This window comes from Micromonospora palomenae, from assembly GCF_007829925.1.
GTDB classification, from domain to species: Bacteria; Actinomycetota; Actinomycetes; order Mycobacteriales; family Micromonosporaceae; genus Micromonospora; species Micromonospora purpureochromogenes.
Window position 1 is genome coordinate 145,042 of record NZ_VIXA01000005.1, and the last position, 13,753, is coordinate 158,794.

Annotated in this window: 15 protein-coding genes; 9 read left to right on the forward strand and 6 right to left on the reverse strand. The window is 75.2% G+C overall.

Annotated elements, in window-relative coordinates:
* Positions 1-41 precede the first annotated feature (41 nt).
* Together FHX75_RS27625 and FHX75_RS27630 are read left to right on the forward strand one after the other, a co-directional pair.
* Positions 42-941, forward strand: coding sequence for an ABC transporter ATP-binding protein (locus tag FHX75_RS27625; protein WP_170285488.1), 900 nt, complete (start codon positions 42-44; stop codon positions 939-941).
* 68 nt (positions 942-1,009) lie between these two features.
* Positions 1,010-1,912, forward strand: a complete 903-nt coding sequence (locus tag FHX75_RS27630) for a ribokinase (protein WP_154943285.1) — start codon at positions 1,010-1,012, stop codon at positions 1,910-1,912.
* A gap of 32 nt (positions 1,913-1,944) precedes the next feature.
* Here FHX75_RS27630 and ftrA read toward each other — a convergent pair whose 3' ends face one another.
* Positions 1,945-2,904 (reverse strand): transcriptional regulator FtrA, encoded by a 960-nt coding sequence (gene ftrA, locus FHX75_RS27635; RefSeq protein WP_154943286.1) that lies wholly within the window; start codon positions 2,902-2,904, stop codon positions 1,945-1,947.
* Positions 2,905-2,977: 73 nt separating this feature from the next.
* On the opposite strand from ftrA, the gene FHX75_RS27640 reads away from it, so the two are divergent.
* Positions 2,978-3,436 (forward strand): rhodanese-like domain-containing protein, encoded by a 459-nt coding sequence (locus FHX75_RS27640; protein WP_154943287.1) that lies wholly within the window; start codon positions 2,978-2,980, stop codon positions 3,434-3,436.
* 19 nt (positions 3,437-3,455) lie between these two features.
* Here the strand turns inward: FHX75_RS27640 and FHX75_RS27645 are convergent, their stop codons facing one another.
* Positions 3,456-4,226: a hypothetical protein gene (locus FHX75_RS27645; protein ID WP_154943288.1), complete on the reverse strand. Its 771-nt coding sequence runs from the start codon at positions 4,224-4,226 to the stop codon at positions 3,456-3,458.
* A 102-nt stretch (positions 4,227-4,328) separates the two neighbouring features.
* On the opposite strand from FHX75_RS27645, the gene FHX75_RS27650 reads away from it, so the two are divergent.
* Positions 4,329-5,834, forward strand: coding sequence for an alpha/beta fold hydrolase (locus tag FHX75_RS27650; RefSeq protein WP_154943289.1), 1,506 nt, complete (start codon positions 4,329-4,331; stop codon positions 5,832-5,834).
* 66 nt (positions 5,835-5,900) lie between these two features.
* Here FHX75_RS27650 and FHX75_RS27655 read toward each other — a convergent pair whose 3' ends face one another.
* From FHX75_RS27655 to FHX75_RS27665, 3 genes are all read right to left on the reverse strand, one after another.
* A complete protein-coding gene (locus FHX75_RS27655; protein WP_154943290.1) occupies positions 5,901-6,827 on the reverse strand; it encodes an alpha/beta hydrolase family protein in 927 nt (308 codons plus the stop codon).
* 92 nt (positions 6,828-6,919) lie between these two features.
* Complete coding sequence (locus tag FHX75_RS27660; protein WP_154943291.1) at positions 6,920-7,291, reverse strand: DoxX family protein; 372 nt, start codon at positions 7,289-7,291, stop codon at positions 6,920-6,922.
* Complete coding sequence (locus FHX75_RS27665; protein WP_154943292.1) at positions 7,288-7,770, reverse strand: DUF6232 family protein; 483 nt, start codon at positions 7,768-7,770, stop codon at positions 7,288-7,290. Before FHX75_RS27665 ends, FHX75_RS27660 begins: the two co-directional genes overlap by 4 nt.
* Positions 7,771-8,283: 513 nt before the next feature.
* Between FHX75_RS27665 and FHX75_RS27670 the strand changes: the two genes are divergently transcribed.
* Complete coding sequence (locus tag FHX75_RS27670; protein WP_154943293.1) at positions 8,284-8,685, forward strand: nuclear transport factor 2 family protein; 402 nt, start codon at positions 8,284-8,286, stop codon at positions 8,683-8,685.
* Here FHX75_RS27670 and FHX75_RS27675 read toward each other — a convergent pair.
* Entirely contained in the window at positions 8,631-9,152 is a 522-nt protein-coding gene (locus tag FHX75_RS27675; protein WP_154943294.1) for a DUF6232 family protein, read from the reverse strand. The two genes, FHX75_RS27670 and FHX75_RS27675, sit on opposite strands and share 55 nt — an antisense overlap.
* Positions 9,153-9,249: 97 nt before the next feature.
* On the opposite strand from FHX75_RS27675, the gene FHX75_RS27680 reads away from it, so the two are divergent.
* The 4 genes from FHX75_RS27680 to FHX75_RS27695 all read left to right on the forward strand — a co-directional run bounded on the left by FHX75_RS27680 (position 9,250) and on the right by FHX75_RS27695 (position 13,698).
* Positions 9,250-10,023 (forward strand): enoyl-CoA hydratase-related protein, encoded by a 774-nt coding sequence (locus FHX75_RS27680; protein ID WP_154943295.1) that lies wholly within the window; start codon positions 9,250-9,252, stop codon positions 10,021-10,023.
* Positions 10,024-10,145: 122 nt separating this feature from the next.
* On the forward strand, positions 10,146-11,768 hold the full coding sequence (locus FHX75_RS27685) for an acetolactate synthase (RefSeq protein WP_154943296.1): 1,623 nt from the start codon (positions 10,146-10,148) through the stop codon (positions 11,766-11,768).
* 149 nt (positions 11,769-11,917) lie between these two features.
* Positions 11,918-12,889: an ATP-binding cassette domain-containing protein gene (locus tag FHX75_RS27690; RefSeq protein ID WP_154943297.1), complete on the forward strand. Its 972-nt coding sequence runs from the start codon at positions 11,918-11,920 to the stop codon at positions 12,887-12,889.
* Positions 12,886-13,698 carry an ABC transporter permease gene (locus FHX75_RS27695; protein WP_154943298.1) on the forward strand — a complete coding sequence of 271 codons (813 nt, stop codon included), beginning with the start codon at positions 12,886-12,888 and terminating at the stop codon, positions 13,696-13,698. The genes FHX75_RS27690 and FHX75_RS27695 overlap by 4 nt, the downstream gene beginning before the upstream one ends.
* Positions 13,699-13,753: the final 55 nt, after the last annotated feature.

The following is a 13,753-nucleotide window of genomic DNA, read 5'->3' on the forward strand; positions in this document are numbered from 1 at the left end:
GTCCTCCGGCTGTGGTGACCAACGACACGGCGCCTCACCCTATGGCCGGAGCCTCGCCCGTGGGGGGCACCCCGCGGGCTGCGTGGTTGGATGGAGCGGTGACTGGTGACCTGATCCCCGGCGCCGCCGGCGCCCCCGCCGCCCCCGCCCCCGTGGACGCGGATCTGGTGGTCAGCCTCGACGGTGTCGGCGTCAAGCGCTCCGGCACCGCGCTGCTGCACGACGTGGACTGGCGGGTCGAGCTCGACGAGCGGTGGGTCGTCCTCGGCCCCAACGGCGCGGGCAAGACCACCCTGCTCAACCTGGCCGCCGGCCGCCTGCACCCGACCAGCGGCACCGCGCACGTGCTCGGCGAGCGGATCGGCCGCACCGACGTCAACGAGCTGCGGATGCGCATCGGCCTCTCCACCGCCGCGCTGGCCGAGCGGGTACCCGCCGAGGAGCGGGTCAGCGACGTGGTCGTCACCGCCGCCTGGTCGGTGGTCGGCCGGTGGCGGGAGAGCTACGACCGCACCGACGAGTCCCGGGCCCGCGCGCTGCTCGGGCAGCTGGGCGTCGGGCATCTCGCCGAGCGGGCGTACGGGACGCTGTCCGAGGGCGAGCGCAAGCGGGTGCAGATCGCCCGCGCCCTGATGACCGACCCCGAGCTGCTGCTCCTCGACGAGCCGGCCGCCGGGCTCGACCTGGGCGGGCGCGAGGACCTGGTGGCCCGGCTGGCCGAGCTGGCGTACGACCCGGACGCCCCCGCCCTGGTCCTGGTCACCCACCACGTCGAGGAGATCCCGCCGGGCTTCACCCACGCGCTGCTGCTGCGCGAGGGCGGGGTGGTCGCCCAGGGGCTGCTCGCCGAGACGCTCAGCGGCGACAACCTGTCCAAGACCTTCGGCCTGCCGCTGGTGGTCGAGCGGCGCGGCGAGCGGTACACCGCCCGAGCCGCCTGAGCCGGCCGGCTCTCGGCCGACGGCTGGTCCTAGACTCGCCGCAACGTGCAGGTCGGCAGGAGGTCGTGGTGCGGCAGACCCGGGTCGTCGTGGTGGGCAGCGCGAACATGGACCTCGTCGGCACCGGCCCGACGCTGCCCCGGCCGGGGGAGACCGTGCTCGGCAGCGACTTCGTGACGGTGCCCGGCGGCAAGGGCGCCAACCAGGCGATCGCCGCGGTCCGGGCCGGCGCGTCCTGCGCCTTCCTCGGCGCGATCGGCTCCGACGCCTTCGGCGTCACCCTGCGCGCCCGGATCACCGCCGCCGGGGTGGACACCGGCCAGCTACGGGTGGTCTACGGCGCGTCCGGGGTGGCGCTGGTCATGGTCAACGCCGTCGGCGAGAACGCCATCCTGGTGACCCCCGGCGCCAACACCGCCTTCACCGGTCTCACCGGTGGCGAGCTGGACGCCGTACGCGAGGCGGACGTGCTGGTCGCGCAGCTGGAGATCCCGGTCGAGACGGTGACCGCGGCGGCGCTGGCGGCCCGGGAGGCCGGCACCCGGGTCATCCTCAACGCCGCGCCGGCCCGGCAGGTGCCGGCCGAGCTGCTGGCCGCGGTGGATCTGCTCGTGGTCAACGAGCCGGAGGCGCACGCGCTCACCGGCCGGGGTTGGGACGAGCCGCGTGCGCTGCTGGAACTGGTGCCCCGCGCGGTGCTGACCCTGGGCGGTGCGGGCGCCTGGTACGGCGACCGGGACGGCGCGGACGTGCACGTGCCGGCGGTCGAGGTGGACGTCGTCGACACCACCGCCGCGGGCGACGCGTTCACCGCCGCGCTGGCGGTGGCCTGGGGCGAGGGCCGGGAGGTGCTGGACGCGGTGCGCTGGGCCGCGGCGGCCGGCGCGGCCTGCGTACGCCGGCTCGGCGCCTCGGTGGCGCTGCCCCGGCGGGACGAGATCGACGCGCTCTACACCCCGCCGGCCGGCTGACGCCACCCAGCCCGCGTCCCCGCAGCGCCAGGTCAGGCGGGCTCGCGGGGGAAGGCCCGGCGGTACGCCGACGGCGAGGTGCGCATCGCCCGGCCGAAGTGGTGCCGGTAGGTGACCGCGCTGTCGAACCCGACCGACCGGGCCACCTCGGCGACCGGCAGCCCGGTCGACTCCAGCAGCACCAGGCTGGCCCGCACCCGCTGGTCGATCAGCCAGCGGATCGGGCTGGTCCCGGCGGCCCGGGCGAACTGCCGCAGGTAGGTGCGGGAGGACATGTGCGCCTGCCGGGCCAGCCGCTGCACGGTCAGCGGCTCCGCGAGGTGGGCCAGCGCCCAGTCCATGCTGCGGGCGATCCGGTCGTCGCCCGGGTCGGCCGGCACCGGCGCCTCGATGAACTGCGCCTGCCCGCCGTCGCGGTGCGGCGGAATCACCAGCCGCCGGGCCACCGCGTTGGCGATCGCCGCGCCGAAGTCCCGGCGGACGACGTGCACGCAGAGGTCCAGCCCGGCGGCGCTGCCCGCGCTGGTCAGCACGTCGCCGTCGTCCAGATAGAGCACGTCCGGGTCGACCTCGACGCGCGGGTACCGCCGGGCCAGCAGGTCGGCGTACCGCCAGTGGGTGGTGGCACGCCGGCCGTCGAGCAGGCCGGCACCGGCGAGTGCGAACGCGCCGGAGCAGATCGACATGATCCGCGCGCCGGCGCGGTGCGCCCGGCGCAGCGCGGTGACCAGCTCCGGTGACGGGTCGGCGGTCACGTCGGGCACGCCCGGGACGATCACCGTCCCGGCCCGGGCCAGCACGTCGAGGCCGTACGGGGTGTGCAGGGCGGCGCCGCCGACCACCGGTACCGGGCCGGGGCGTTCCGCGCAGACGGTCAGCGCGTACCAGTCGACGTCGAACTCGGGGCGGGGCAGCCCGAACACCTCCGTGACGATGCCGGTCTCGAAGACCGACATCCCCGGGTACGCCAGCACGGCCACCGTACGGGTCATGGCGGGATGTTAGCGGAGGACGTCGTTCCCGCCACTCCCGTCGGTGGCGGTGGCCGGCCGAGGATCTACAGGCATGTCGTACACGCTCTCGGTGCCGCCGGCCGACCCGGCCGTCGCCGCCGCCCACTTCCTCGACCGGCTGACCTTCTCCACCGACGTCAGCGACGTGCACGCCGACCTGACCGCCCGGGTGCCCGGCCTGGTGGTGGTCGACTCGCGGGGGCCGGACGCCTGGCGGCAGGGGCACCTGCCCGGCGCGGTGCACCTGCCGACGGCCGAGATCGCCACTCGTGCCGCCGAGCTGGTGCCGGCCGGCACGGCGGTGGTCACCTACTGCTGGGGGCCGGGGTGCAACGGCGCCACCCGGGCGGCGCTGGAGTTCGCCCGGCTCGGCTACCGGGTCAAGGAGATGCTGGGCGGCTACGAGTACTGGGTCCGGGAGGGGCTGCCGGTGCGTACCCCGAGCGGGGAGACCCGCCGGCCGGTCGACGACCTGACCGCCCCGCGCGCCACCGCCCGCTGCGACTGCTGACCGCTCCGGCCCTGGCCGGTCATTCGGTCGGGTCGTCGGTGAGGCGCTCGCCGCGACGGCGCAGCATGCCGAGGCCGGGGATGCCGGCGACGGCGAGCTTGAGGTCGCGGGTAACGTCGAGCAGGTCGTGCAGGTCCGGGCCGACCCGGTCCAGGGTGGCCAGGATCGGCAGGATGTCGGCGGTCAGGTGCTCCTTGAGCTTGGGCAGCTCGTCCACCAGCCGGATCGCCGCGGTGACCTCCTCGTGGCTGAGCTGCTCCATGAAGCGGGCCGCCATCGGCGCGCCCCGGCGCAGCGCCGGCTCGTACGCCGCCATCAGCTCGCCCGCCGTCACGGTGGCCTGCTCGGCAGCGGCGATGGTGCCGGCGGCCCGGCCGGCGACGGCGTCCGCCTCGGCGACCACCGTGCCGGCCGCCCGGGCCACCCGCTCGGCCTCCCCGACCACCACGGCCGCCGCGCCGGACACCTGCTCGGCCTCGCCGACCACCACGGCGGCCGCCGCGGCCACCTCGGTGGCGGTCTCGATCGCGGTGGTCGCCGCCGCGCTGATCACGGCGACCTCGCGGACCGCCGCCTCGGCGTCGGTGAGCACCCGGTCGGTCCGGTCCAGGGTGCCCTCGATCCGGTCCACCACCCCGTTGATCCGGGCCAGCAGCGCCTCCACGCCGTCGAGCACCGCGAACGCGCGGGCCGGCACGGCGGCGAACGAGGCGGCCGAGCCGAACGCCTGGTCGAGGGCGGAGCGGGTGAGGCCGACGACCGCGGTCGGCCGGGGGAGGGGGATAGCCATGTGACCAGTGTGCGTCGGCCCGGCCACCCGCGCCCGACGGCGCGGTCCCGGTCACTGCCCGGCCGGGCGTCGCGCGGGCGCTCGGGCGATAGGGTGCCGGGCATGTCGGTCCGCCCCCTCGGCGTCACGCCGGCCGCCCGCCGGGTCGCGGTCCTCGCGGTCCTCGCCGCGCTCGCCCTGGCGTTCGGCGGGTACGGGCTGGCCCGGGCCGACGCGGGGCTGAGCACCCGACGGGCGACCGTCGACGGGGTGCCGCTGACCGAGGTGCGGGCCACCGGCGTGCCGGGCCGCCGACCGGGCGTGGTGATCGCCCACGGGTTCGCCGGCTCGGCCCGGCTGATGCGCCCGATCGCCGACACGGTGGCCCGGCAGGGCGCGGTCGCGCTGCTGGTCGACGGCGCCGGGCACGGCGCCAACCCGGCCCGGCTGCCCGGCGCCGGGCGGGACGCCGCCGACTCCCGCGCCACCCTGGAGCACGACCTGTCCGTCGCCGTCGCGTACCTGCGTACCCGGCCGGACGTCGACCCGGCGCGGATCGTCCTGGTCGGACACTCGATGGGCGCCGGCGCGGTCACCCGCTACGCCGCCGGCCACCCGGACGTCGCCCGTACCGTCGCCATCTCGCTGCCCGACTCCGACGACCTGCCCGACGGCCGGCCGGACGGGCTGCTGCTCATCGTCGGCGGCGCGGAGTTCCCCGCCTTCCGCGACACCGCCGAGGCGACGTCCCGCCGGGGCGTCGGGCGGCGGCTGGTGGTCGTACCCGGGGTCGAGCACATCTCGGTGCTCTTCGCCGGTCGTACCCATGACGAGGTCGCGGCGTGGGTGGGTGGCGGCGGAGGTCCGCCGCGACCTCTCGCGCGGCTGGCGCCGGCCGGGTTGCTGCTGCTCGGGTTCGGGCTCGGCTTCGTCCCGCTGGCGACCCTGCTGCTCGGCCGCCGGCCCCGGCCATCGTGGCCAGCCGCCCCGACCGCCGCGGTGCTGGCGGTGGCGGCGTCCGCCGCCGGCCTGGGTGCGCTGGTCGGCGCGTTGGCGCCGACCACCCGGCTTCCGCTCGCGGTGGGCGGTCACGTCACCGGTTTCCTGCTGGTGACCGGCGTGCTGCTGGCCGCCGCCGCGCGGTGGTGGCCGCTGCCCGCCGCCACCTCGACCCCGGTCCCGGCGACCGCGCCGGTCGCCCACCGCGCGCCGGTGTGGTCCGCGGTCGCCGCCGTCCTGCTCACCGGGTACGCGGTGACCGCCGTCGCCGTGCCGATCCACCTCGGGTTCACCGCGGCGCTGCCGGTGGGCGACCGGTGGTGGCTGCTGCCCGTCGTGGCCGCCGCCTGCCTGGTCTTCCTCACCGGCGCGGAGCTGGCGACGGCCGGTCGGAGCTGGCGGTACGCGGCCGTCGGCGGGATCGCCGTGCTGGCCCTGACCGCCTCCGCCGTGGTGGGGCTGGCACCCGGGTTCGTGCTGCTGGTGGTGCCGCTCTTCGCGGTGCTGGTCGGCTGGCAGGCGGCCTGGGCGGCGGTGCTGCGCCGGGCCGGCGCGCCCCGGTGGCTGCCGGCCCTGGTCGGTGCGGCGCTGCTGGCCTGGCCGATGGCCACCACCCTGCCGTTGAGTTGAGCCGCCGCCGGCTCGCCGGGGGCGGGCGCCGGCACGGGACGTGCACCGTCCCGTGCCGGCGCCGGTTCAGCGCACGCCCTCGAAGCCGACCTGCGGGTCGTTCTGCGCCGGGGCGCCCCAGACCGCGTCGTCGTAGCCGGCGTCGCCGGTGAGGTAGAGCAGGAACCACTCGGTGAGCAGCCGCTTGCTGATCGGCAGTTGGGCCGCCCGGCTGATCCCGCCGCTGTCGCAGAAGAGCGACCCGCTGTCCATGAAGCCGCAGTGGAAGCCGCCCTTGATGATCCGCAGCTGCTTGGTCGGCGGCTTCGCCGCGTAGATCGGCCGCTGGTGGTCGGCGACCCCGGCGATGGTGTCCCGGTCACCGGCGATCAGCCGTACCGGGATGGTCAGCGTCGCGGCGGCGGCCTTCGCCGACGGGTTGGTCTCCGCCGCCGCCAGGTTCGCCACCGCGCCGACCTTCGGGTTGCGCGCCGCGGCGAGGATGCTGGCGCCGCCGCCCATGGAGTGCCCGGAGAGCCCCAGCTTGTCGGTGCGGACGTGCCCCGCGAAGCGTGAGCCGGCCGTGGTCTCCTGGGCGACCACCCAGGTCAGCGCCGCGTTCAGGTCGTCGGCGAAGGCGCTGTGGTTGGGCGACAGGCCGCCCTGCGAGGTGGGGGCGAGCACGATGAAGCCCCACGAGGCGAGATGACCCAGGGTCGAGTAGTACTTCGACACGCTCTGGAAGAAGCCGTGGCCGAAGGCGACGGCCGGGAACCGGCCCGCCGCCACCGGCTGGCCGCTGCCCGCGGCGGTCGCCGGGTAGTAGATCCGGGCCGAGAACGACCGGCCGGCCGCGCTGACGGTGGTGTCGACGTAGCCGGCGGCGTACCCGCCGGGGTTGCTCGGGTCGGCGACGGACGTCGTGGTCGGGGCGGCCACGGCGGCGGTCGGGACGGGCGCGGGCAGGACGAGCGTGACGGCGGTCGCGACCGCGACGGCCACTCTCCTCAACATGACAGCCTCCCCAGGTTGGACGACACTGTCCACTGAGGAGAGCATTCGGTGGGCTCCGCTGCCCACCACCCGGTTCGTCAATAACAGCCGGGTTATGGCCGGGTACGCGCCACCCGCAGCGCCCACCAGATCAGCGGCGCCTGCAGCGGCAGCCGGCCGTAGGCGACCGCCCTTCGGGTCGGCCCCCTGTCCCGCCAGTCCGCCGCCATCTGCACGTTCGCCGGGAGCACCGCGGCGAAGAGCGCGGCGGCGGCCAGGCCACCGCGCCGCCGGGTCGCCGGGTGGGCGACCGCCGCCGCCACCGCCAGCTCGGCGGCCCCGCTGGCGTACGTCCAGAAGCGGGCCGGTCCGGGCAGCGCGCGCGGCACGATCGGGTCGTAGAACCGGGGCTTGAGGAAGTGGGTGACGCCGGCGGTGGCCAGCAGGCCGGCCAGGGCGGCAGCCTCGCCACGACGGGTGGTCATCGGTGCTCTCCCTGGTGCTCGACGGCGCGCTGCACGGCCCGGTAGATCTGCCCGAACCGTAACGCGTCCGGGGTGCGCACCAGCATCACCTCCTGCCCGTGGTGCTGCACCCACAGCTCGTGCACCCGGTTGCCGCGCTCGTAGGAGCGGTCCAGCCAGCTCAGCGGCAGCTCCAGGAAGGGGGTCAGGGCCAGCGCGCCGACCGCGCAACCGGCGAGGATGACCAGCGCCAGCTTCCAGTTGCCCCGGTCCTGCGCCGACCAGGCCAGCGAGACCACGCAGACCAGCGCCACCAGTGGTGGCAGCGAGAGCAGCAGCACGAGGACGCCCCGGCCCAGCACCCGCCCCCGGACGGCCAGCGTCGTCGCCCCGCGCGCGTGCCAGACGTACGTCACGTCGGCGATCCGGACCGCCTGCCCACCGGCCCGGATCGACTCCGAGGTCACCTGGACGGTGTCGTCCCGGTAATAGAGGGTCATCACTAGACCCTAACCATCCGTGGACAGGACCCGCCCCCGTCGCCGCGGCACGCAATCGGCCCTCCGGGCCGCGCGGCCGTCCGGGGTCCGGGGGGCGCTGCTGGACGCTGTCGAGCTGATGTCGTTAACGACTCACCCGCCCGGCCGGGCGTGCGGTGTCGAGCCGTGCCTGCGCGGTGGCGAGTCCCGGCCTTCGTGCGACGCACGACGGGTGGCCCGACGGCGACGAGTGGAACGGCATGGGTGTCACAAGGCGTCGGTGACAACCATGTGGTTCCACCGGTGCCCCGGGCCGGTGGGCACAGGGGGGAGTTGGGGGCGAGGCTCGGGGACGGTTGGTTGTCCGGAGTGGAGGGGCGCCGCTGCGGCTGAGTCGTTGACGACATCAGCTCCACAGCGTCCGGGGGTTACCCGCCACCCCGGGACCGGCACCGGCCCATGCCAAGGGGGCGCGGACCGGGGGACCGGCGGCGGGACGGCGCGGCACGGTCGGGCGGCGTACCGTGCGGGCGCATGGCCGACAGCGAGGGCAACGTCGAGGTGGTCCGCCGGTACCTGCGGACGTTCGTCACCCGGGATCTGGCCGAGCTGCGGGCGGTGGTCGCCGAGGACGTGGAGATCTACGGGTCCGGCCGGGCCGTCCGGGGCCGGCACTTCGTCGAGGGGGCCGTCGCCGCGCCGGGGCTGACCGTGCTCGACCAGGAGATCCGGGAGCTCTTCGCGGCGGGCGACCGGGTGGTCGTCTCGATGGCGCAGACCTACCGGCGGGACGCCACCGGTGCCACGGCCGTGCAGAGCGCCTGCAAGATGTACCGGCTGGCCGGCGGCCGGATCGTGCAGTTCTGGGGCGAGCAGGACCTCTACGGCCTGCTGCGGGGTCTGGAGATGGTGCCCGACGGGCCGATCGAGTTCTGAGCGCCGGGCACCGGGCGGCGGCTCTCCATCGCCCGCTGCACCGCCCGGTAGACCTGGCCGAAGCGCAGCGCGTCACCGGTGCGCAGCAGCAGTACCGGCCGGCCCCGCCAGCGGGCCCACATCTCCAGTTGCCGGCTGCCCCGGGCGTACGAGCGGTCGAGGTGTTCGAAGAGGAAGTCGGCGAGCGGGCCGACGGCGAGCCCGACCAGCACCGAGGCGCCCACGATGGCGACGGTGACGGTGAGCGAGCGGTGCAGCCAGACGGCGAGCGCCACGCCCAGCACGGCGGCGACCAGGGGGCCGGCCAGGGCCGCGCCCAGGGCGCCGCGCCCGACGAGCACCCGCCACGAACGGCTGCCCCGCTGGTGCCAGACCATGCCGATCTCGGCGAGCGGGAAGGTCCGCCCGTCCACGTGGATCGCGGTGGAGGTGACCTGCACCGACCTGTCGTCGTAGTACGTGATCATGGCGGTACTCCCGGTGGCGGGGCTGACACCAGCCTACGTACCCCAACGACCGGGCCGTAAGGTTGGCACGCGACTTCGACGAGGAAGTGAGGGCAGCGTGAGCGAGTTCGTGCGGCTGGAGACCAAGGACGGCATCGGCACCATCCGGCTGGAGCGGCCGCCGATGAACGCGCTCAACACCCAGGTGCAGGAGGAGTTGCGCGCCGCGGCCGCGGCGGCCACCGCCGACCCCGGCGTCCGCGCCGTCATCGTGTACGGCGGGGAGAAGGTCTTCGCCGCCGGCGCGGACATCAAGGAGATGGCCGACATGTCCTACGTGGACATGGCGGAGCGGGCCGCGGACCTGTCCAGCGCCCTCGGCGCGATCGCCCGGATCCCCAAGCCGGTGGTCGCCGCGATCACCGGGTACGCCCTCGGCGGCGGCTGCGAGCTGGCCCTGGCCTGCGACTGGCGGGTGGTCGCCGAGGACGCCAAGCTCGGCCAGCCGGAGATCAAGCTCGGCATCATCCCCGGCGCCGGCGGCACCCAGCGGCTGGCCCGCCTGGTCGGCCCGGCCCGCGCCAAGGACCTGATCATGTCCGGCCGGATGGTGGACGCCCAGGAGGCGCTGCGGATCGGCCTGGCCGACCGGGTCGCCCCGGCCGCGCAGGTCTACGACACGGCCGTCGAGCTGGTGACGCCGTACCTGACCGGCCCGGTGCAGGCGCTGCGCGCGGCGAAGCTCGCCGTCGACGGCGGCCTGGACATGGACCTCAACTCCGGTCTGGCCTGGGAGAGCCAGCTCTTCGCGGCGCTCTTCGCCACCGACGACCGGCGCGAGGGCATGGCCGCCTTCGTGGCGAAGCGCAAGCCGGACTTCACCGGCCGCTGACCGTCGGCCCGGGCCGGCGACCCCGCGTGCGGTCGCCGGCCCCCGGGTGAACCGAGAAGTGTTCACATCCTCCGTACCGGCCAGTAGCGTGTGACACCGGTCATGTGACGAGGGGAGCGGCGATGACGGAACGGGTCGAGGGCCACGGCGGGGAGCTCGCGCTGGCGGCGCTGCGCGCCAACGGCGTACGGGAGATGTTCACCCTCTCCGGCGGGCACGTCTTCCCGCTCTACGACGCCGCCCACAAGCACGGGTTCCCGATCTACGACGTGCGGCACGAGCAGTCGGCGGTCTTCGCCGCCGAGGCGGTGGCCAAGCTCAACCGCCGCCCCGGTCTGGCCGTACTCACCGCCGGCCCCGGCGTCACCAACGGCGTCTCCGGGCTGACCAGCGCGTTCTTCAACGCCTCGCCGGTGCTGGTGCTGGGCGGGCGGGCGCCGCAGTTCCGCTGGGGCTCGGGCAGCCTCCAGGAGATGGACCACCTGCCGCTGGTCGCCCCGGTCACCAAGCACGCCGAGACGGTGTTCAGCACCGACGACATCCCGCGCGCCGTCACCGCCGCCCTGACCAGCGCGCTCACCCCGCACCGGGGCCCGGCCTTCCTGGACTTCCCGCTGGAGGCGGTCTTCAGCGTCGGCGACGCCGAGCTGCCCGCGCCGGTCGCCGTCGCGCCGGTCGAGCCGGACCCGGACGAGGTGGCCCGCGCCGGCCGGCTGATCGCGGGCGCGCAGCGCCCGGTGTTCATCGCCGGCTCCGACGTGTACGCCGGTGACGCGGTCGCCGCCCTCCGCGAGGCCGCCGAGGCGCTCGGGGTGCCGGTCTTCACCAACGGCATGGGGCGCGGGGCGCTGCCGCCGGAGCACCCGCTCGCCTTCGCCAAGGCCCGCCGGGTCGCCCTGAAGGGCGCCGACGTGGTCGTCGTCATCGGCACCCCGCTGGACTTCCGGCTCAGCTTCGGCGATTTCGGCGACGCGGCGGTGGTGCACATCGTCGACGCCCCCAGCCAGCGGGCCGAGCACGTCCAGCCCGCCGCCAGCCCCGCCGGCGACCTGCGGCTGATCCTCTCCGCGCTGGCCGGGCAGAGCGGCGACCGGGTCGACCACACCGACTGGATCGCCCAGCTGCGCACCGCCGAGGACGCCGCGAAGGCCCGCGACGCCGAGGAGATGGCCGCCGACACCGATCCGATCCGGCCGGCCCGGGTCTACGGCGAGCTGCGCCGGGTGCTCGCCCCCGACGCGATCACCATCGGCGACGGCGGCGACTTCGTCTCGTACGCCGGCCGGTACCTGGAGCCGGCCCAGCCGGGCACCTGGCTCGACCCCGGCCCGTACGGCTGCCTGGGCACCGGCATGGGCTACGCGATGGGCGCCCGGGTCAGCCACCCGGACCGGCAGATCTGCGTGCTGATGGGCGACGGCGCCGCCGGCTTCTCGCTGATGGACGTGGAGTCCCTGGTCCGGCAGCGGCTGCCGGTGGTCATCGTGGTCGGCAACAACGGCATCTGGGGGCTGGAGAAGCACCCGATGCGGGCCATGTACGGCTACGACGTCGCCGCCGACCTCCAGCCGGAGCTGCGCTACGACAAGGTGGTCGAGGCGCTCGGCGGGGCCGGCGAGACGGTGGCCAAGGCCGCCGACCTCGGGCCGGCCCTGGCCCGCGCCTTCGACGCCGGGGTGCCGTACCTGGTCAACGTGCTCACCGACCCGACGGATGCGTACCCGCGCTCGTCGAACCTGGCCTGACCACGACGCCGCGACCGCCGCAGCCGGGTGACCGGCGGCGGCGGTCGCGTTCTGTCAGCAGCTAAATCAGCGGAATGTCAGCGGCCGTCGCCGTAACGTCAGACCCCTCGCGCATCGTTGGGCGACCAGCGATAACGATCGGAGTTCTGATGACATACGCGATCCGCGCCGAGGGGCTGGTGCGCCGCTTCGGCGCCACCACCGCCCTCGCCGGGGTCGACCTGGAGGTTCCCACGGGGACGGTATTCGGGTTGCTCGGCCCCAACGGCGCCGGAAAGACCACCGCGGTACGGGTGCTCGCCACCCTGCTCGCCCCGGACGAGGGGCACGCCACCGTCGGCGGGTACGACGTCGGCCGCGACGCCCACCGGGTGCGCCAGCTGATCGGTCTGACCGGCCAGTACGCCTCCGTCGACGAGACCCTGACCGGAACCGAGAACCTGCTGCTCATCGGCCGGCTGCTCGGGCTCGGCCGGGCCCAGGCGCGGGCCCGCGCCGCGGAGCTGCTCGCCGACTTCCAGCTCACCGACGCCGCCGGCCGGGCGGCCAAGACCTACTCCGGTGGCATGCGCCGCCGGCTGGACCTGGCGGCCAGCCTGGTGGGGCGGCCGCAGGTGCTCTTCCTCGACGAGCCGACCACCGGGCTGGACCCGCGCAGCCGCAACGAGCTGTGGGACATCGTGCGCACCCTGGTCGCCGACGGGGTGACCGTGCTGCTCACCACGCAGTACCTGGAGGAGGCCGACCAGCTCGCCGGCCAGATCGCGGTGGTCGACCACGGGCGGGTGATCGCCCAGGGCACCCCCGAGGAGCTGAAGGCGAAGACCGGCGGGCAGGTGCTCACCGTGCGCCCGGTCGACCCGACCGACCTGCCGACCGTGCGGGCCATCGCCGGCGAGGTGGCCCGGGCGACGCCGGAGGTGGCCCAGACCACCGTCACCGTGCCGGTGAACGACCCGGACGTGCTGCCCGCGGTGGTCCGCCGGCTCGACGCCGCCGAGATCCAGGTGGCGGAGCTGGCCCTGCGCGGTTCCAGCCTGGACGAGGTCTTCCTCTCCCTCACCGGCCACCGGGCCGAGCAGGACGCCTCCGCCGACGTACTCGAAGGGACCTCGGCATGACCGCCGTCACCGCGCCCGCGACCTCGCTCGCCCCGGCCCGCCGGCTCGGCGTCGGCGCCGGCCTGCGGCACACCCTCACCCTGGCCTGGCGCAGCCTGGTGCAGATCAAGCACAACCCGATGGAGCTGCTCGACCTGAGCATCCAGCCGGTGATGTTCGTGCTGCTCTTCACCTACGTCTTCGGCACCGCCATCGCCGGCTCGTCCGGCGAGTACCTGACCTTCATGCTGCCCGGCATCATGGTGCAGAACGCGCTCTTCGCCACCATGACCACCGGGTTCGGGTTGAACAACGACCTGACCAAGGGGGTCTTCGACCGGCTCCGGGCGCTGCCGATCGCCCGCTGGGCGCCGCTGGCCGGCCGGATCCTCGCCGACACGGTCAAGCAGGCCTGGTCGATCGCGCTGCTGCTCGGCGTCGGGATGATCCTCGGCTTCCGGGTCGGTAACGGTGCGCTCGGCGTGCTGGCCGCGTTCGCCCTGCTGCTGGCGTTCACCCTGGCCGCGTCGTGGATCTCGGTGCTGGTCGGGGTGCTGGTCAGCGAGCCGGAGAAGGTGCAGATCTTCGGCTTCACGGTGATCTTCCCGCTCACCTTCACCAGCAACATCTTCGTGCCCACCGACCGGATGCCCGGCTGGTTGCAGAACTGGGTCGAGGTCAACCCGGTCACCATCGTCGCCGACGCGCTGCGGGGGCTGCTGGTCAGCGGCCCGGTGGCCGGCCCGGTGCTGCAGACCCTGCTCTGGGGCGCCGGCATCGCGGTGCTCTTCGCGCCGCTGTCGCTGCGCGCCCTCAAGCGTCGGGTGTGACCCGGACGGCCTCCCCGGCCGTCTCCATCCGGGCGTCCCGGCCGCCGCGGGTGCC